15 protein-coding genes, 1 pseudogene and 1 riboswitch are annotated in these 19,220 nt (G+C 55.6%); of the genes and pseudogenes, 15 read left to right on the top strand and 1 reads right to left on the bottom strand.

Annotated features, from left to right (window positions below; all coding sequences use genetic code 11):
* The 5 genes from BG52_RS16445 to BG52_RS07860 form a co-directional block, all read left to right on the top strand.
* On the top strand, positions 1–4,902 hold a 4,902-nt coding region (locus tag BG52_RS16445; protein ID WP_036667070.1), incomplete at its 5' end, for a glycoside hydrolase family 94 protein.
* 570 nt (positions 4,903–5,472) lie between these two features.
* On the top strand, positions 5,473–5,646 hold the full coding sequence (locus BG52_RS16030; RefSeq protein ID WP_190287496.1) for a hypothetical protein: 174 nt from the start codon (positions 5,473–5,475) through the stop codon (positions 5,644–5,646).
* 151 nt (positions 5,647–5,797) lie between these two features.
* The gene (locus BG52_RS07865; RefSeq protein WP_036581550.1) at positions 5,798–7,066 is read left to right on the top strand and encodes a DEAD/DEAH box helicase; all 1,269 of its coding nucleotides are present in this window, start codon (positions 5,798–5,800) and stop codon (positions 7,064–7,066) included.
* Between the two features lie 21 nt (positions 7,067–7,087).
* On the top strand, positions 7,088–7,228 hold the full coding sequence (locus tag BG52_RS15355) for a DUF3934 family protein (RefSeq protein ID WP_081793683.1): 141 nt from the start codon (positions 7,088–7,090) through the stop codon (positions 7,226–7,228).
* Positions 7,229–7,267: 39 nt separating this feature from the next.
* On the top strand, positions 7,268–7,558 hold the full coding sequence (locus BG52_RS07860) for a hypothetical protein (protein WP_036581624.1): 291 nt from the start codon (positions 7,268–7,270) through the stop codon (positions 7,556–7,558).
* 123 nt (positions 7,559–7,681) lie between these two features.
* On the opposite strand, the gene BG52_RS07855 is transcribed toward BG52_RS07860, so the two are convergent.
* Positions 7,682–9,115 carry a PAS domain S-box protein gene (locus BG52_RS07855; protein ID WP_051587582.1) on the bottom strand — a complete coding sequence of 478 codons (1,434 nt, stop codon included), beginning with the start codon at positions 9,113–9,115 and terminating at the stop codon, positions 7,682–7,684.
* A 341-nt stretch (positions 9,116–9,456) separates the two neighbouring features.
* On the opposite strand from BG52_RS07855, the gene BG52_RS07850 reads away from it, so the two are divergent.
* From BG52_RS07850 to BG52_RS07805, 10 genes and pseudogenes are all read left to right on the top strand, one after another.
* Complete coding sequence (locus tag BG52_RS07850) at positions 9,457–10,512, top strand: Delta(5) desaturase DesA (protein WP_036581552.1); 1,056 nt, start codon at positions 9,457–9,459, stop codon at positions 10,510–10,512.
* A 66-nt stretch (positions 10,513–10,578) separates the two neighbouring features.
* Positions 10,579–11,718, top strand: coding sequence for a sensor histidine kinase (locus BG52_RS07845; protein WP_036581554.1), 1,140 nt, complete (start codon positions 10,579–10,581; stop codon positions 11,716–11,718).
* Positions 11,715–12,314: a response regulator transcription factor gene (locus BG52_RS07840; RefSeq protein ID WP_036581558.1), complete on the top strand. Its 600-nt coding sequence runs from the start codon at positions 11,715–11,717 to the stop codon at positions 12,312–12,314. Before BG52_RS07845 ends, BG52_RS07840 begins: the two co-directional genes overlap by 4 nt.
* Before the next feature lie 15 nt (positions 12,315–12,329).
* Complete coding sequence (locus BG52_RS07835; protein ID WP_036581560.1) at positions 12,330–13,298, top strand: 3'-5' exoribonuclease YhaM family protein; 969 nt, start codon at positions 12,330–12,332, stop codon at positions 13,296–13,298.
* A gap of 91 nt (positions 13,299–13,389) precedes the next feature.
* On the top strand, positions 13,390–13,854 hold the full coding sequence (locus tag BG52_RS07830) for an acyl-CoA thioesterase (RefSeq protein WP_036581562.1): 465 nt from the start codon (positions 13,390–13,392) through the stop codon (positions 13,852–13,854).
* 547 nt (positions 13,855–14,401) lie between these two features.
* Positions 14,402–14,584: riboswitch (cobalamin riboswitch) on the top strand.
* A gap of 147 nt (positions 14,585–14,731) precedes the next feature.
* Positions 14,732–15,529 carry a HoxN/HupN/NixA family nickel/cobalt transporter gene (locus tag BG52_RS07825; RefSeq protein ID WP_036581566.1) on the top strand — a complete coding sequence of 266 codons (798 nt, stop codon included), beginning with the start codon at positions 14,732–14,734 and terminating at the stop codon, positions 15,527–15,529.
* A 31-nt stretch (positions 15,530–15,560) separates the two neighbouring features.
* The gene (bluB, locus tag BG52_RS07820) at positions 15,561–16,223 is read left to right on the top strand and encodes a 5,6-dimethylbenzimidazole synthase (RefSeq protein WP_036581567.1); all 663 of its coding nucleotides are present in this window, start codon (positions 15,561–15,563) and stop codon (positions 16,221–16,223) included.
* Positions 16,224–16,254: 31 nt separating this feature from the next.
* On the top strand, positions 16,255–17,979 hold the full coding sequence (gene cobJ, locus BG52_RS07815) for a precorrin-3B C(17)-methyltransferase (RefSeq protein ID WP_036581570.1): 1,725 nt from the start codon (positions 16,255–16,257) through the stop codon (positions 17,977–17,979).
* 41 nt (positions 17,980–18,020) lie between these two features.
* Positions 18,021–18,938: a sirohydrochlorin chelatase gene (locus tag BG52_RS07810; RefSeq protein WP_051587581.1), complete on the top strand. Its 918-nt coding sequence runs from the start codon at positions 18,021–18,023 to the stop codon at positions 18,936–18,938.
* Positions 18,935–19,220, top strand: a pseudogene (locus BG52_RS07805) (precorrin-6A/cobalt-precorrin-6A reductase); the annotation flags it as partial. The gene BG52_RS07810 and the pseudogene BG52_RS07805, both read left to right, overlap by 4 nt.

Here is a 19,220-nt window from a genome sequence, read left to right as displayed (position 1 = left end):
TTCGACAAGGAGACAGATGACCGGTCAACGTCGCGGCAAGAGCCGCCTGTCGATTGGTGGGAACGCGGACATAAACTGGCCGCCCGTCTTGAGACATTGATCACGGCGACAGATTTTCGACCGCTTTATGACCATAAAGCCAAATTATTCGTTTTAGGCTATCATGCGGCATCCGGCGAACGCGATGAGATCCTCTACGATCTGTTGGCTTCAGAGGCAAGACAGACAAGCTTTGTTGCGATCGCTCTAGGGCAAGTATCCGTGTCCCACTGGTTGGCGCTCGGCCGAACGGTAAAAAAGCAGGGGGAACACACAACGTTGGTTTCGTGGTCCGGGACCATGTTTGAATATATGATGCCGTGGCTGCTGATGCGCACGTATCGGAACACGATCTGGGACAGCACGTACCGCGGCGTCGTGAAGCGGCAAATCGAATACGCTCGTGAACGCGGTGTTCCGTTCGGCGTCTCGGAGTCCGGCTATTACGCGTTTGATTATCAGATGAATTATCAATACCGGGCTTTCGGTGTTCCGGGCCTCGGTTTCAAACGCGGACTCGAACAAGATTTGGTCCTGGCGCCTTACGCGACGATCATGGCCCTTCCTTTTGCGATGCGTGACGGCTTGAGGGACTTGCTTCGAATGGAGAAGCTCGGCGCACGCGGCCCATATGGTTTTTACGAAGCCATTGACTTCACCCCCGGGAGAATGCCGGAAGGCGAGACCTGCAAGGTAATCAGAAGTTTTATGGCGCATCATCAGGGAATGAGTTTGCTGACGCTTGCCAATATGCTGCTGCCGGGGAAAATGTATGATCATTTTCATCGCGATAAACGCGTTCGGGCGGCGGAACTGCTGTTGATAGAGCGTATTCCTCCACGCGCGGCCATTGTGAATCGGGAATTATCGGGAAAGACGCGAATACAAAAACCGAAACCGGCAAGGATGACCCCGCTCCGGGAATACCTCTCGGCTGACACGCCGGTACCTGAAGTGAATGTGCATTCCAACGGGTCGTTCACGACGGTAGTGACCAATAGCGGCAGCGGGTTCATCCGGTATGAAGGGATGGCTCTTTCACGTTGGAGGGCAGATCCGGTGACAGACCATTGGGGAAGCTATATGTATATCCGGGATGTCACGCGGGATAAGGTATGGTCCCCGGCTTTTCAACCTTGCCGCGTGCCGTCAGACAAACAGAGCGTGCAGTTTTCGCAAGAGCGCACCACTTTCCGGCGCGAGGACGGGGATGTGCAGACGATGCTTGAAATCACGGTGTCGCCCGAAGCGAACGCGGAAGTTCGCCGGTTGACGCTTTCCAACACGGGGAGCGATGCGCGGATCATCGAGGTGACGACGTTTCTCGAAATCGCGTTAGCGCCGCCCGAGGCCGATAAAGCACATCCGGCTTTCACCAAATTATTTATTGAAACGGAATATGAGGCAGGTGCGGAATGCCTGCTCGCCCGCAAACGTCCCCGTAATGCGGGAGAGAAATCCGTGTGGGCGTTCCATGCTTTATCGACCGGACATCCGTCTCTCGGACCCGTGGAATTTGAAACCGACCGGGCTCGTTTTATCGGCAGGGGATACACATTAGCCAGACCCAGGGGACTTGAATCCCGTCTTGGCGGCACGGTGGGTTCTGTGGCCGACCCCGCATTCGTCATGCGGCGGCGCTTGGACATCGAGCCCGGTGAACGCGTCAGTCTGATCGCGGTTACCGGCGGAGCGGAGACGAAGGAGCAGGCACTGGACATCGTTCGGCAGTTGTCGCAAGAACAACAAGTGGAGAGGTCTTTTCAGCTTGCATGGACTCGGAGCCAAATCGAACTGCAGCATTTGCACATCACATCCGCCGACGCAGCCGTTTTTCAATGGCTGGCGGGACGCGCGCTGTATGGTGCGCCTCTGCGGGCTGAGCGTGAGGGCGGCGTTGCCGCAAACACAAAAGGACAGCAGGGACTTTGGGCGCACGGAATCTCCGGTGACCGGCCCATTGTCATGGTAAGGATTGCGGATACAACCCATCTGGCTTTTATCAACAAGCTTCTCGTCGGCTTTGAATATTTACGCCATAACGGGCTGTTTATCGATCTTGTTATGTTGAATGAATCGGCAGGGGGGTATCAGCAGGATTTGCAGGAAGCCCTTGTCCGTACAATGGAGCAGATCGTTGGAGGACACGGCGGGGGACATGGCGGCGTGCACATTCTGCCTGCCGCTCAATTATCGGATGAGGATAAGTTATTGTTGTTTGCGGTGTCCCGCGTCGTGCTTCGTGCAGATGGCCCAAGTCTGAAGGCGCAGCTTAAAGCAGCGGGTCATAGCCGCGTTCTGGATGAGTCGCTTCCGGTTACGTCCCCGCCGAACCGCTATGTGTCTGTAAACGCAACGGAAACGAACGATTACCTGTTCTACAACGGTTGGGGAGGCTTCTCACCGGACGGCAGAGAGTACCACATCGTTCTGAAGAACGGGAATCACTTGCCGGCGCCATGGATTAACGTGATGGCCAATCCGCGATTCGGCTGCCTTGCTTCCGAGCTTTACACGGGTTATACGTGGTGGCGCAACAGCCGCGAATGCAAGTTGACGCCATGGTCGAACGATCCCGCTCTGGACCAGCCCGGGGAAGTATGCTACTTACGGGACGAAGAAAGCGGAGAATATTGGCCGATGGCACCGGCCCGCACCCATGTGGCCTCCCCTTACAAGGTGTCACACGGCCGGGGGTATACGCGTTACCGTCATGAAAGCCACGGCCTTCAGCAGGAAATGACCGTTTATGTTCCGCTGGATGATCCCGTCAAGGTGATCCGATTGCGGCTGCGCAACTCGACGTCCGAACCGCGAAGATTATCCGTCACTTATTATGCCGAATGGGTACTGGGCGTGCATCGTGAAGGGAATTCTTCGTTCATCGTCACGGAATGGGATGAACGCAGCGGCATACTCATGGCACGCAATACGTACCAGGAAAATTTTCGGGATGCGACGGTCTTTTTAACCGTTCATCCGCAAACGGAGGCGCCGGCAGAATCGGCAGAATCGGCAGAAGATGGCATTCAGGCGGACACGATTGTTCCGGATATGGAATGGACCTGGACGGGAGATCGCCTGGAATTTATAGGGCGAAACGGCACTTTCGAGGCTCCTGCAGCCATGAGCCGGCTTCGCCTGTCGGGCGCGGCCGGACCAATGTACGACGCTTGTGGAGCGGTGCAAACCAAGTTTATGCTGGAGCCCGGCGCGGAGCAAGCCGTCTACATCCTGCTGGGCTGCGAGGATTCCCGCGAAAGCGCCGCGCGGCTTGCTCAAAAGTACCGTGAAACCCATGTTTGCGAACAGGCTTTTGAAGATGTGCAAAAATTCTGGGACGGCGTGCTCGGTATGGTTACCGTTTCGACACCATGCCCTGAGATGGACGTTATGCTGAACAACTGGCTGCTTTATCAGACGCTTTCCTGCCGGATGTGGGCGCGTTCCGCCTTTTATCAAGCGGGCGGAGCATACGGCTTCCGCGATCAGCTGCAGGATTCACTGGCACTGCTGCACAGCCGGCCCGATCTCACGCGGGCACAAATTCTGCTTCACGCCGCCCACCAGTATGAAGAGGGGGACGTGCAGCATTGGTGGCATGAAGAGACGCACCGCGGCATTCGCACCCGTTTTTCCGATGATTTGCTGTGGCTGCCTTATGCCGTGATCCGATACCTGGAGCATACGGAAGACGAAAGTCTGCTTGACGAAACCGTGCCGTTTCTTCGCAGCGAACCTCTGGGTGACGAGGAGCATGAACGTTATGAGACTACCGTCTTGTCCGAGCAGAGCGGCACGATTCTCGAGCACTGCTTACGCGCGGTGGACCGCAGTTTGCGTTTTGGCGAGCATGGGCTGCCGCTGATCGGAATCGGGGACTGGAACGACGGGATGAGTCGGGTTGGCGCGGAAGGACGCGGTGAAAGCGTGTGGCTCGGCTGGTTCCTTGGCGACGTCTTGCGGGGGATCGCCGATCTGTGCGAACACCGCGGCGACCATGAGCGGGCAGATCACTATCGGAGTGTACACGTGAAGCTGGCGGATTCACTCCATGACAATGGTTGGGACGGGCAGTGGTACCGGCGGGCCTACACCGATGAAGGACAATGGCTCGGTTCCATCCATAACGAGGAATGCCGGATTGATGCCATTGCCCAGTCGTGGTCCGTCATCTCCGGAATGGCGCCGCAAGACAAAGCTCTGCAGGCCATGTGTTCATTCGATCGTGAGCTTGTGAACCGCACCTTGTCTGTCGCGCATATTCTGACTCCGCCGTTCGACCGGACGGATCCGAGCCCCGGATACATCCAGGGTTACCCTCCAGGGATTCGGGAGAACGGAGGCCAATACACGCACGGCGTCATCTGGAGCATCATTGCTTGGTGCAAACTTGGGGATGGGGACAAGGCGTTTGAACTGTTTCACATGCTCAACCCGATCATGCATACAAAGACGTCGGCAGAAGTTCGGAAATATGCAGGAGAGCCTTACGTCATGGCAGCCGATGTCTATACGGAGGAGCCTCATAAAGGACATGCCGGTTGGACATGGTATACAGGTGCATCAGGTTGGATGTATCAGGCGGGCATCGAATGGATTCTTGGCCTGCGTCGTCGGGGTAAACGGCTGTTTATCCGGCCGTGTATCCCGACCGAATGGCCGGAGTTTTCCGCATGCTACCATTACGGGGACACAGAGTACCGAATCACCGTCAAAAATCCGTCACACAAATCAAGCGGACAAACCATGTTGTCGATCGACGGGCAGGAAGTCGACCTTGGTGAGTACGCCACTGAGCACGGTCCATTCGTCCGATTGCGGGATGATCATCAGGTGCACAGAGTCGTACTGACGTTGTAGAGTGTAAAAAGGAGCGTATTGGGTAAACCCGGCGCATTGCCTGTAACTTTTCGGCTCCCTCTCGCGTCTGATAGTTTGCAACTGGCGAAAGCCTCCTGGCAATCGATGGATTTCCAGGGGGCTTTTTGTCGATTAAGAAGAGGATAGAACAAATATTTGCTGGAGAAAACGGAGGTCTAATGACGAACAAATACGATATGCCGAAACGCAGCTTGTATTATTCATCGAAGATCAGTAGCTTTGCATTAACATAATTTTACGAACAGCATCTGATCGACCTCGGCTTCGGCGGAGGCGTAACGCAAGCATGGAGAGAACTTTTGAAGCTGGATGCAAGAAACATGTGGAAACCGCCTGAGCCCGATAGGGATAGAACTGGTGATACGGTTTGGTTCTTCAAGCGTAGGTATTATGGCAACAATGCATATATAAAACTAAAAATTGATGAACGCGGTTGTGTCTGTGTGATGCGTTGTGCGTTGAGCGTTTCATGGGGGATTGAATGTCGAGTGTCGAGTCGATTGTAGAATTGAATGCAGAGCGTAGGAGGAATGACAATGAGATACTGCGATGAATGCAGGGCAGATCGTCCGTTCAGGACGGGTCTATGATGAAGAGCTTGATAATGCCGCTATCGTAGAGGCCACAAAAAAATACGCGGAACTGTACGGCATGCCGGCGGAGCAGATTCACGCGGTGCGGCTGCTGTACGGGATTGGGTACCGGCCCACGCAGGGTATTTAAGGATGAAACGGGAAAACCCGCTTCATTTTTGATGCCCTTTTGTGGTATCATTATGTGTTAAGATACAAACCAGCATTATGGAGACGCTGCACACCACCGATACGGAAGGTTATGCGAAACTATATACCTCATGCAAAATGAAGGAGACCCAATGACATTCAAGGACTTGAATCTGATTCCCGAGATTTTAAAAGCATTAAATAAAGAGAACTATACGACGCCTACACCCATACAGGAACAGGCGATCCCGGCGGTGTTGGCCGGTCGGGATTTGTTTGGCTGCGCGCAGACGGGGACCGGCAAAACGGCTGCATTTGCTCTGCCAATTGTGCAGCTGTTAAATGAGCAGCAAGCCAGAACCCAGGCACAGCGCCGTATTCGTTCCCTGATTTTAACGCCGACAAGAGAGCTTGCTCTTCAGATTGCCGAGAACATGCAGGCGTACAGTCAATTCACCCCATTGCGCAATGCGGCTATCGTTGGCGGTGTTTCACAAAAAGCACAGGAACGGTCGCTGAGTCAGGGTCCCGATATTCTGATTGCAACCCCGGGCAGACTGATCGATTTAATGAACCAGAAGCAAATTAATTTGCAATATGTTCAGATTTTGGTGCTGGATGAAGCCGACAGGATGCTGGATATGGGCTTTATCCATGACGTGAAAAAAATCATCGCCCAAATGCCAAGCAAAAGACAAACGCTGTTCTTCTCGGCTACGATGCCGCCGGAAATATCCAAAATGGTCAAATCACTGCTCGTTGATCCGGTGAAGGTGGAAATCACCCCGGTGTCTTCTACGGTGGACAGGATTGAACAATCCGTTTATTTGGTAGACCAGGAGAACAAGCAAAAGCAACTGAATCACCTGCTGCGTGATGATTTGATTGCCTCGGCGCTGGTGTTCACACGCACCAAGCATGGTGCCGACCGGGTTGTGCGCGCCCTGACGAAAGTGGGAATTTCCGCTCAGGCCATCCACGGCAACAAATCGCAGAATGCCCGCCAGCTGGCGTTGAGCAATTTCAAGAGCGGCGTTACGCGGGTGCTGGTCGCGACGGACATCGCAGCGAGAGGCATCGATATTGAAGAATTGTCCCATGTGATCAACTTCAACCTGCCTAATATAGCGGAAACTTATGTTCATCGGATCGGCCGTACCGGCAGAGCGGGAATGAGCGGTACCGCCATCTCCTTTTGCGAAGGGGAAGAAATCCCCTATCTCAAGGATATTGAGAAATTGATCGGCAAAACTATCCCGGAAGTGAAGGATCATCCTTACCCGATGCTGGGTCTGGCTCAGCCTTCAAAGGCGGGAGGAGCGTCGACAGCAGGGGGGTCCAAACCCGCCAAAGCCCGGACACATCCGACGCTCAAGCCCAAGTCCGAACGGTATCCAAGAGCTAGCAAAACAAGCAGATAACTTGTTTAATGGAGTGATGAATTGAGTAAAGCCAAGGGCAAGGGCGGAACAGGCAAGGGAACGGATAAAAAGGGCTGGAACCGCTGGCAAAAAAGCGCCAATCGCGCCAAATCCGCCCCCAAGCCTTATAAAAGCAAAGGCACTAAAAATCAGAGCCAATAAATTAAATCAAGGAGTGGTTATTTGAGAAAGCATAAGCCGATGTCATTTGACGAACTGTTGAAGGATTTGCAAGGCCAGAAAACGATGCAGCAGGATCCGGATCATGTTTCGTTAGACGAGTTGTTTAATGAGACGTTCATGAGGAAGCATTCCGGCTTTACAAGCTTCGGAGATTTTTTGGAGAAAGGCAACTTTCAAGCCCAGACACAAGAAGACATCCAGAACATTCCCGACGAGCTTTTTGATCGGCATGTCGACAGAGAAACGGATTTCGCCGACTGGAAATCCATGCTCGATGCCGCGACGACGAACCATGCCGGCAAGCAGTGAGATATACCCAAAACAGCCTTATCCCTGACTAAAAGGGATAAGGCTGTTTAAATTATTTGTTATCCATATGGTGAAGCCCAGGTAACGGGGAAATATAGGTTAAGCTCTTCAGAAAGCCGATCGTCAAATTCCGGCGGCAGGCAGCCGGATTTCAACCGACGTTCCCCGGCCCGGCTGGCTGTCGAACAGCAAATGGCCGCCATGCGCCTCGATAATTCTGAAGCACATCATCAAGCCGAGGCCGGTGCCTTTTTCTTTGGTCGTGTAGAAGGGCTCGCCGAGCTTGGGGAGTCGTTCCTTCGGAATGCCGCCGCCTTGATCGAGAAACCGGATGAGTATGGTGCCGGCAGCCGTATTTTCCACTTCTATAAAGATTGTTCCGCCCTCGGGCATGGCTTCAATGGCGTTTTGGAGCAGCTTGATGAAAACCTGCCGGATCTGGAATTCAGCACAGTGAACCACAGGCTCGGAGGGCTTGGATTTGATATCGAGCCGAACGACAATGCCGCGCAAATCCGCTTCCGCACGGAGCAGACCGATAACCTGTTTCAGGATGCCCCCGATATGAAAACGTTTAAAATCGGTCGTTTGCGGCTTGGCGATCATCAGGAAATCCGTCACGATATGGTTGATCATGTCGATTTCCGACAGCATGATGTCATAAAACTCAAGTTTGTTTTCATATCCGTTACGGAGCAGCTGCACAAATCCCCTCAAGGAGGTCAGAGGATTTCGTATTTCATGGGCGACCCCGGCAGCCAAATGCCCGATCACATTCAGCTTGTCCGTTTTTCTCAGAAACGCCTCGGTTTGTTTCTTTTCGGTAATATCCCGTGAAATGCCGGCGTATCCCGTAATGCTGCCGGATGCGTTCCGTACGGGGAAAACGGTCAGACTCACGTCGATCAACCGGCCGTCCTTGCACTGCCGTACGGTTTCGTAGTTTTTAATTTGTTCGCCAGCCATAATTTTCCGATAAAGTGCTTCCGCGTGCTCGGCCATATGGCAGGGAATGAAAGGCAAGCCGCGGCCGATAACCTCCTCGGAAGACCAGCCGTATATCTGCTCAAAAGCCGAATTGATGCGGATCACGTGGTTTGACAGATCGACAACGTCGATCGCATCAAGGCTGCTTTCAAAGAAGGATTCAAGCAGCTCTCTTGTCGAGCTCAGCTCGATTTCCGCCTTTTTGCGTTCGGATATATCAACACAGGAAGCGATGACCTCGACAATGGCGCCGTTCCGTTTGACAGGGCGCAAGGAAGCGAGGTAATGGATATGGTTATGCCAGCCCTCATAAGTGACTTTTTCTTCCCCTTCCCATGCCCGCCGGTAATAGCATTCCTTGGCGGCCGCAAAGTCTTTGGGGAACAGTTGATACAAGTCTTTGCCGATGACCTGATCGGGAGTAAAGCCCAATTGATAGACAAGCTCTCCTGCGCATAACGTATGTATAAATCGCCCGTCTATTTTCTTAAACGTGACAGTCATGCCCTGCTGCAGACGGATGGCTTGCGCAAGATCGATTTCGGACCGTAAATGTTTTTGTTTCTCCAAATGTGGCACGCTCCTATAGCATCACAATGAATATTAAACATAATACTAAAATATAGCATACGATAACACTGCTTAAAGTTGTGGTTTGATGTAGAAATTTGCTGGAAAATAGCTAAATTATTAATACAGCTGCGATTGTCCGGCTAGCATTAAGAAGAACCGCAGAGAAAACCCGCCGGACTGGCTGGCGATGCAGCTCTGCCTATATGATATTTGTCATACCCTCGACTTGACGTTTATGACTGCTGCGCGGCAGCTCTATTTTCTATAATGACTGTAGGAAAGTCCGTTCGACGTCATTGTAAACGGGCACGCGCGTCAAATCGAGGAGGAAACACGTAATGAACCAACCCGAGATCACACAATTGAAAAAGCACGTCGCCCCTTACGAGCAAACCGATACGCGGGCGAGCATCCGGCAAATCGTCAACACGGTCGGACCTTTGCTGCTGCTCTGGTACGCCGCTTATTTGAGCCTCTCCGTATCGTATTGGCTGACCGTTCCGATCCTGCTGGCCACGGCCGGGTTTGTCGTCCGCACGTTCATCCTTTTCCACGACTGCTGCCACGGATCGTTCTTTCGAAGCCGGCTGGCTAACGATATCATTGGAACCGTTACCGGCATCCTGACGCTCGTGCCTTATCAGCAGTGGAAACGAAGCCATTCCATCCACCATGCAACGAGCAGCAATCTCGATAAACGGGGAATCGGCGACATGTGGATTCTTACCGTGGAGGAATATAAAGCGTCTTCGGTTTGGCGCCGGATCGCTTACCGTTTCTACCGCAATCCGATCGTGATGTTCGGTTTGGGGCCGATCGCCATTTTTCTGATTGAATACCGGTTCAACACCAAGGGCGCGAAGCGGAAGGAACGGATCAACACATATATCACCAATGCAGGCATTATCGCGCTTTACGCGGCGCTGATTGGGAGCGTCGGCTGGCAGGCTTTTCTGCTCATTCAAGCACCCGTCTTCTTCGTGTCCGGTCTGCTCGGCATCTGGCTGTTCTATGTCCAGCATCAATTCGAGGACTCTTACTTCGAGAACGAGCAGGAGTGGAGCTATGTGAAGGCCGCAGTGGACGGAAGCTCTTACTACAAGCTGCCGAAGCTTCTGCAATGGATGACCGGCAACATCGGGTTTCATCATGTGCATCACTTGAGCCCCAAGGTGCCGAATTACAATCTCGAGAAGGCCCATAACGCGACGCCTCCCCTGCACCAAGCGACCACGATCACGATCGGGACCAGCCTGAAATCGCTTCGCTTCCGTCTATGGGACGAGCGCGGCCAGACGTTCATCGGCTTCGGCGACATGAAGCGTTTGTCCAGGCGAAGCGGCTCCGTTTCGGAGAAGCTTAAAAGACGAAATCCCGGCCTGCAAGGAAAATAGACCTTCCGCCGTCGGTTATTATACAATAGACGTATATACGACAGAGCAAAGGGTGAACGGACGGCCATGCAAAAGTGGTATCAGATCTTTCAAAAAAATACGGGTCTCAGCCCTTATGTATGGGTCGTCTTTTACATCCTGCCGTTTTATTTCATATTCCGCTCCTCCTCGCCCTATGAGGTGGCGATCGGGATTCTGATGATTATCGGATTTTTCGTCTGCTATGTGCTTTCATTCGTTTCGCGCGGGTGGCTGGTATACTTCTGGACAAGCGTACAGATCCTGATCTCGATCATGATGACGCTGCTGTTCGGCTATGTGTACTTTGCGCTCTTTTTAGCGTTCTTCATCGGCAATATCCAGAACCGGGTCGGGTTTTTCACGTTATATTCGATTCATCTCCTCAGCACGGTCTTCTCCATCAACTACGGGTTCGTCACGCAAAATCCCGTTTTCATCACGCAGCTGCCTTTTGTGCTCGTCAGTCTGGTCGCGGTCATCCTGCTGCCTGTCACGACCTACAACCGCAACAAAAGCGATAAGCTGCAGGGACAGCTGGAGAATGCGAACAAGCGGATTTCCGAGCTGGTCAAGCTCGAAGAACGACAGCGGATCGCCCGGGACCTGCATGATACGCTTGGCCAGAAACTTTCCCTCATCGGGCTCAAAAGCGACCTGGCCGGCAAATTGATCGGCAGCGACCCGCACCGGGCGTTAGCCGAAATCAGCGACGTCCGCCAGACCGCCAGAATGGCGCTGAAGGAAGTGCGGGAAATGGTTACCCAGATGCGCGGTACGAGCATGGAGGATGAGATTTTCCGGATCAAGCAAATTCTGAGCGCCGCGCAAATCGAGTTCATCCTGGAGGGAGATCCGAAGCTGACGGACACTTCCCTGCTGAACGAAACCGTGATCAGCATGTGCCTGAAGGAAGCTATTACCAATGTGGTAAGGCATAGCCGCGCAACCGCCTGCTCGGTCGCCATCGAGCCTTCGCGGACCGAGCTCGTTGTCCGTGTGAAGGATAATGGCATCGGCATCGGGGGAGGGGAACCCGCCCGCTTCAGAGGCCACGGCATTCGCGGCATGAAGGAACGGCTTGAATTTGTTAACGGCAGCCTGCAGATCGAATCGGACAACGGAACGACGGTGATCGTGAAAGTGCCTAATGTGGTGCAGCAGCCGGAGAAGGAGGCGGGAATATGATACGGATCGTCATCGCCGAGGATCAGCGGATGCTGCTCGGCGCGCTTGCCTCCTTGCTCGATCTGGAGGAGGATATGGAGGTCGTGGCGCGGGCAAGCAACGGCGAGGAAGCCGTGCGGCTGGTTCAGCTTCATAAGCCGGATGTGTGCATTATGGATATCGAGATGCCGGTGCGAAGCGGTCTGGACGCGGCCGAGGAATTGAAAAGCTCCGGCTGCAAGGTGATGATTCTGACCACGTTCGCGCGTTCCGGTTATTTCGAGCGGGCCATCAAGGCCGGCGCGCACGGCTATCTGCTGAAGGACAGCCCGAGCGAGGAGCTTGCCGATTCGATCCGGAGCATCGTGTCCGGGCGGCGCATCTATGCTTCGGAGCTGGTGGATGACGCATATGGCCAGGAGAATCCGCTCACCGACAGGGAGAAGGAAGTGCTCGGGCTGATTGCGGACGGCAAAAATACGAAGGAAATCGCCACCCAGCTCTACATTACGACAGGCACCGTGCGCAACTACATTTCGGTGATCCTCGACAAGCTGGGCGTGAGCAACCGGATTGAAGCGATCACGCGCTTCAAGGAAAAAGGCTGGTTTAAATAACGGGAGGACCCTCCAATGACGCTGATCAGGCAGTTGAGTGCGCCGGACGAGTTTGTCGGCTTCTATTTGCTGAAGGAGCTGGAGGTCAAGCAGACCAACTCGACGCCGGCGAAGGATTATTTTGACATCGTATTATGCGATGCCAGCGGCCAGCTTCCGGCCAAATACTGGGATGTGACGGTGACCGATAAGGAAACCTTTCTCCCGATGGGGCTGGTGAAGGTGCAGGGAATCGTTCAGACGTACCGCGACAGGCTGCAGGTGAAAATTATGCGGATCCGCAAAGCGGTCGAAGCGGACGGGGTGTCCTTGACCGATTTTATCCGTTCGGCTCCGATCCGCCCGATCGATCTCGTCCATACGATCAAGCAGACGGCGGGCAGCATCGACGATCCGGACATCCGGACGATCGTCGCGTATTGTATCGGCAAGGTAGAGGAAAAGCTGATGCATTATCCGGCGGCCAAGACGCATCATCATGCGTATTTTGCCGGGCTGGCCTATCATATCGTGCGCATGCTGGAGCTGGGCGAGTTCGTCTGCCGGCAGCGGCCTTTTCTGCAAGCGGACTTCATAAAAGCAGGCATCATTCTGCATGACATCGCGAAGCCGGAGGAAATGATCGCACAGCTCGGCATCGTCACCGACTACAGCGTGCCGGGCAAGCTGATCGGCCATATCTCGATGGCCTCGAGCTGGATTACCGAAGCGGCGATCCGCAGCGGCATCGGGCTGGAATCCGATACGGTGCTCGGATTGCAACATCTCGTATTGTCGCATCACAATCTGGGCGAATGGGGCAGCCCCGTCCAGCCGCAGACGGCTGAAGCGGTCGCGCTCCACCATATCGATGCGCTTGACGCGAAGCTGCAAATGGTCGAGGATGCGCTGGATACGACGCCGGAAACCGAGCCATGGACGCAGACGATCAGGGGGCTGGAGAACAAGGCCATTTATCGCCTGAACCCCGGTAACGGGCAGTGAAAATGGAACGGGGAAGGGCGGACGGTGCCGCGGCGTTTATTCTGTACCTGGTAAGGGAATAGGATTCATCATGATGAAAGGAGCTGCATCGTTGAGTAAAGCAGCCTTCATCCAGCCTGATCCTCAGAGCTGGATAGCTAAATTTCGCTTCTCCACCTCCATCCGGGTCCGCTACTGCGAGACGGATATGCTCGGCCATGTCAACAACGTCAGTTATTTCATGTATTTCGAGCAGGGGCGCATCGAATATTTCGAGAACCTGCATTTGACCGAGGAGCTGTTCAGCGACAAGAAGGTATCGGTCGTAGCGAACCTGGAATGCCAATACCTGGCGCAAATTTATTTGAGGGATCCGATGCGGCTGCATGTGCGGGTGGCAAGAATGGGCCGCTCTTCGCTCGATATCGAATACGCCTTGGCCGTGCGGGATGAGCTCAAAGCGGCGGGACGCGGAACGATCGTGCTGATCGACACCGCCACGGGGAAAAGCACGCCGATTCCGGACAACGCCCGCGAAATGATCGCGACCTACGAGGGCAATGCGTTAGCCGAATAACGGCAGCGGACACCATTGAAATAATCGAACAGAAAGTCCCTTTGAAGAGAGGGGCTTTTTGGCATGGTTGCTCGTTCCGGCCAGGCCGGGGCTAAAACCTTGGCGTGTGGGACCTGGCGCAGCGCGGGAAGCGCCGGATCGAGCATGCCCCTGCTGCGCAGCTTCCGGTGTAAACCAGGCAAGTCGGACATCTACCTATGGATTGGTAGACTATGAACCATCTTATGAGAAAACAGGCTATTGACGCGGGGTGAATGCTTGCTTATCCAGGCGGGCTCTGGGAATCAACCTACACAAGCTATTCACGCCGGCATAGAATACAGCAGTCACGCAAGACAACACTCTTTATGCGCAGGACCCTGTCCCGGGTCCTGCATTTTTGGTGCGGGTAAACTCGGCGGAGGCAAACGGGAGTGAGGTGGGTGCCTTGTCTATGCCGCCGCGAAGAGTTCGAATGATTTTTATCTCGCATAAAAAGGGTTTTCGCCGCAAAGCGCGAATACCTAATACGATCCTTGGACGACGAAAACGCATGAATGACAATTTCATACAGACAAGCATCTGGGTGCCCTTAGTAAGTAAGGGGTAACAGGGAATCGGGTGAAAATCCCGAGCGGTCCCGCCACTGTAACGGTGAGCCGGCCATCAATATGTCACTCGAGCAATTGGGGGAAGACGATGGCAGGCGATGAACCGAAGCCAGGAGACCTACCCGGACTGCCTACACAATTGCCTTCGCGGAAAGGATACGTGTGCAGAAGATAGACGATGATTGCAAGAAATGGTCTGTCGGTCTATTTGCGCGCGCTGCCCCAACTGATAAGGTTGGGGTTTTTTAACGTCGTCCGACATTAAACATTTTTAGGAGGCGGTTGAGATGGAAGAGGCGATGCTGGTGCTGCTTGTGTTGGTGCTTGGCCTGCGTCATGGCCTGGACGCGGACCATCTGGCGGTGATCGACGGGCTGACGCGCCACAACTGGCGCAAGGGAAGGCGTGTCGCCCGTTGGGTAGGCACATGCTTCTCGTTCGGTCACGGGCTTGTCGTGGCGGGCGTGGCGGTCATTCTGGGGATGGTTACGAAAAACTTCCGTTTTCCGGCATATTTCGATATGGCGGCCGTATGGATATCGATCGTTTCGCTGTTTTTGATCGGTTCGCTCAATGCTTATCAGCTGCTGCGCACCCGGGCGGCGGGTGATGACTTTCGCATGCAGGGAATCAAAAGCAAATTCATTCCCCGCAGGCTGCTGGAGACGAGTAATCCGGTGCTGATTGCGCTGATCGGCGGCTTGTTCGCGCTGTCGGCCGAGACAGTCAGCCAAACGTCGGTCTGGGTGCTGGCGTCGGGAAAATCCGGAACTTATATGCCGCTGCTGCTGGGCGTTGCCTTCATGTGCGGCATCATGCTGACGGATACGATCGACTCCCTGGTCACGCATCGGATGCTGAATCAATCCGGCAAACGGGGACGCGCCGCCTCCCGTACGATGGGTTGGACTATTGCGGCGCTCGCGTATGCGGTTTCGCTCAGCAATGCGTTCCTTTTTTTCAACCCGGGGGTGGAGTTGAATTATGAGCTGCTCGGCGTATTGATATTCGTCATCCTGTTCGTATGCTACGTCTGGTCGATCCGGGGCCGGCGGGTCAAACCGCAGGCGGCAATCGACAGGTGACGGTTCGGACAGGAGAGAGGGGGACGGCAAATTGACCGCATGGGAAAGTCATGCTTTTACCGATGCCGAGAGAACGGCCGTGTACAAAGCGATACAACAGAGGCGCGATATTCGCAGCTTCCGGACGGATCCGATTCCGGAGGAGCTGCTGATGCGGCTGCTCAGGGCGGCTCATTGCGCGCCGTCTGTCGGGTTCATGCAGCCGTGGAATTTCATCGTAATCAAGTCCGAGGAAACGAAGCGTAAGCTGCAGCATGCGGCCGACAAGGAAAGGCGTGCGCTGATGATTCATTACGAGGGTGAGCAGGCTGACAAATTCGCCAAGCTGAAAATCGAGGCCTTGACCGAGGCGCCGATTACCTTGTGCGTGACGCTGGACCCGACGCGCGGCGGGCCACATGTGCTTGGCCGGAATTCGATTCCGGAAACCGATCTGGCTTCCGTGGCGTGCGCGATTCAGAATTTATGGCTGGCGGCCCGCGCCGAAGGGGTGGCGGTCGGCTGGGTGAGCTTTTACAAGAAGCAGGATGTGCGCGGCATTCTCGGCATTCCGCCGCACATCGATCCTGCGGCCTTGCTCTCGATCGGCTATACGGACGATTTTCCCGACAGGCCGCTTCTGGAGACGGCCGATTGGCGGAAGCGGATGGCGGTAGAGGATTTGATTTTTTCGGAACGATGGGAAGAAAGATAGCTTACGGCTGGATATAACCGGAGGTGCGGCAATGGAACGGAAAAAAGGCAAAGTGGCGATCATCGGGTTCGGTCCCGGCGCAGCCGAGCATATAACCGGGCGGGCGAGAGAAGCGATCCGGGAAAGCGAGGTCATTATCGGCTATAATACGTACGTGGACCTGATCCTCGGTTTGCTGACCGATCAGGCTGTTGTCAGGACTGGCATGACGGAGGAGGTCAGCCGCGCGCAGGAGGCGGTGCGGCAGGCGGAGTCGGGCAAGACGGTGGCGGTTATCTCAAGCGGCGACGCCGGCGTATACGGGATGGCCGGCTTGATCTACGAGGTGTTGATCGGGCGGCAATGGAAGCCGGCGGACGGCGTCGAGGTGGAGGTTATTCCCGGCATTTCGGCGATCAACTCCTGCGCGTCCCTGCTCGGCGCGCCCGTCATGCACGACGCCTGCACGATAAGCCTGAGCGATCACCTCACCCCGTGGGAGACGATCGCGAAGCGGGTGGAAGCGGCGGCGACGGCCGACTTCGTCATTGCCTTGTACAATCCGCGCAGCGGACGGCGGACGAGGCAGATCGTTGAGACGCAGCGCATTCTGCTCCGTCATCGGTCGCCGGACACGCCGGTAGGACTCGTGAAAAGCGCCTATCGCGACCGGCAGGACATAACGGTGACGACGTTGGCCAACATGCTTGAGCATGACATCGGCATGCTGACGACGGTTATCGTCGGCAACTCGGCGACGTTCCTGTACGAGGGTCTGATCATTACGCCGAGAGGCTACCAGCGCAAATATACGCTGGATGCAGAAGAGCAGGCGTTGAAGCCGCATGAGCGGCTGCGGGTCGAGCAGGAGCCTTGGTCGCTGAGCGCCCGCGAGGAGAGCCTGGAGAGGGGCGACAGCGAGGATGGCGGGGACGTTGGATATGGCCGGAACGTCGCGCTCGCCGGGAATATCGGGAACGTCAGTGTCAGCGGGAACTTCGGGAAGCCGCATCCGGCGGAGCTGGCGATGGAGGCATTGCGCCTGCTGGGGATGTGGCGAAATGCGGAGGGCGGCAGCGCGGCAACTGGAGCAGCCGACGCGCATCAGGGGGATGCGGGCCGCAGCCAGGCGCGGATTTTTGAGGTAGGCGTCGCTCCGGGCATCGCGAATAAAAAGTTCACCAATAGCCAACTGTCCGCGCTCGCCCGTATCGCGGGAGATTCCGGGGAGATGGAGTATACGCCGCATCATCAGGTCATCCTTCGGCTGCCGGCGGAACGGCCGGAAGGCATCGTCGCCGAATTGAAAGCGGAAGGGCTGCTGGTGTTTCCGATCGGCGACGTGGCCCAGGTGAAGGCCTGCGATTTCTGCGATCTGGACAAACCGGACGCGATTCCGGTCGCGGAGGAGCTTAACCGCCTGATCGGCGGGCGCAAGACGCCCAAGGAGCTCAAGGTAGCGCTGAACGGCTGTGGCATGGCCTGCTACGGCGCCGTGCTGGAGGACATCGGCATCGTATACCGCAAGGGGGCGTACGATCTGTTCCTCGGCGGCAAAAAAATCGGCCGCAACGCCCACGCCGCGCAGCCGGTAGCCGAGGGCATCTCGGCTGAGCAGCTTGTGGCGACCGTGGAACGCATATTCCGGGAGTACACGGAGAACGGTCATCCGAACGAAAGCTTTCATAAATATTTCAAGCGGGCGAAGGCGGTTGCCGGCTTCCCGCACCGGGAACAGCCGCCGGCCGTCGCGGTGGACGCGGTCTGCGGCGATTGATGCATGGCCATTATAGACAATTTCTACAAGGAGGAATAAGCATGCAAGCGATACTGCTGGTCGGACACGGAAGCCGTGATCCGGAAGGAAACGCCGAGCTGCTGGAGTTTGCGGATCGGGTGCGGGAGAGGGCGCAGGGCGTCGTGATAGAGACCTGTTTTCTCGAGCTGGCAAGGCCCGACATTCAGCAGGGCATAGCCGCCTGTGTCTCGCAGGGCGCGGAGCGGGTCGTGCTGGTGCCGATCATTCTGTTCGCGGCCGGACACGCCAAGCTTCATATTCCGGCGGAAATCGACCGTGCAAAAAAACGGTATCCCGGCGTTGAGTTCGCTTACGGGCGGCCGATTGGCATTCATCAGAAGGTCGTCGATATTTTGCAGTCCCGACTGTCGGAAGCAGGTTTGCCGGAGGGCGACGGAGAGCGTGATCCCGAGGCTGCCGTGCTGCTTCTGGGCAGAGGCAGCAGCGACGGGGACGCGAACGGCGATTTCCTGAAAATGGCGCGCCTGCTCTGGGAGCAGGTGCCGGCCAAGTGGGTGGAGAGCTCTTTCATCGGCGTAACCGAGCCGTCTTTTCCCGAGGGGCTGGAGCGCTGCCTGCGGCTGGGGGCAAAGAAAATTTATGTGCTCCCGTATTTCCTTTTCACCGGCATTCTGATTAAACGGATCGAAGCGATGACCGCCGAATTCGCGCAGCTGCATCCGGAGGCCCGGGTGGAGCTGGCAGGTTATTTCGGCTTCCATCCGCAGTTGGTTGAACTGCTGCTGGACCGGGTTGCCGAGGCGGCTGAGGGACGGGCGTTCATGAACTGCGATATGTGCAAATACCGGCTGGAGGCGGCGGCCCATCTGGACCATCATCATCATCATGACCACGAGCATGACCACGACCACGAGCATGACCACGACCATGACCATGACCACGAGCATGACGAAAAGCGCGGGAGGCCTGCGGTATGATCCTGATGCTGTGCGGAACAAGCGACGCCAGGGAGCTGGCGGTACGCGTGCGGCAAAGCGGTTATGAGCTGCTGACCTCCGTCGTCACCGGCAACGCCGCGAGAAGCCTGGAGGAAGCGGGGCTTCCCGTGCGGGTCGGCCGACTGACGGCGGAGGAGATGGCGTCTCTCGCAAGCGAACGGGGCTGCCGGGCAATCGTTGACGCCAGCCATCCGTTCGCCGAGGAGGCGCACCGCAACGCGATGCGGGCGGCGCTCGAAGCCGGTATTCCGTACATCCGGT

Source organism: Paenibacillus darwinianus, from assembly GCF_000598065.1.
GTDB lineage: Bacteria > Bacillota > Bacilli > Paenibacillales > Paenibacillaceae > Paenibacillus_I > Paenibacillus_I darwinianus.
The sequence above is the reverse complement of the archived record's forward strand: the minus strand, read 5'-3'. Positions and strand labels throughout refer to the sequence as shown.

Coding starts and splice junctions, on each gene's coding strand:
- BG52_RS07835 (WP_036581560.1), top strand. CDS start 12,330: ATGACGCTGATCAGGCAGTTGAGTGCGCCGGACGAGTTTGTCGGCTTC.
- BG52_RS07840 (WP_036581558.1), top strand. CDS start 11,715: ATGATACGGATCGTCATCGCCGAGGATCAGCGGATGCTGCTCGGCGCG.
- BG52_RS07825 (WP_036581566.1), top strand. CDS start 14,732: ATGGAAGAGGCGATGCTGGTGCTGCTTGTGTTGGTGCTTGGCCTGCGT.
- BG52_RS16030 (WP_190287496.1), top strand. CDS start 5,473: ATGAATGCAGGGCAGATCGTCCGTTCAGGACGGGTCTATGATGAAGAG.
- BG52_RS07850 (WP_036581552.1), top strand. CDS start 9,457: ATGAACCAACCCGAGATCACACAATTGAAAAAGCACGTCGCCCCTTAC.
- BG52_RS07860 (WP_036581624.1), top strand. CDS start 7,268: ATGTCATTTGACGAACTGTTGAAGGATTTGCAAGGCCAGAAAACGATG.
- cobJ (WP_036581570.1), top strand. CDS start 16,255: ATGGAACGGAAAAAAGGCAAAGTGGCGATCATCGGGTTCGGTCCCGGC.
- BG52_RS07845 (WP_036581554.1), top strand. CDS start 10,579: ATGCAAAAGTGGTATCAGATCTTTCAAAAAAATACGGGTCTCAGCCCT.
- BG52_RS07865 (WP_036581550.1), top strand. CDS start 5,798: ATGACATTCAAGGACTTGAATCTGATTCCCGAGATTTTAAAAGCATTA.
- BG52_RS07810 (WP_051587581.1), top strand. CDS start 18,021: ATGCAAGCGATACTGCTGGTCGGACACGGAAGCCGTGATCCGGAAGGA.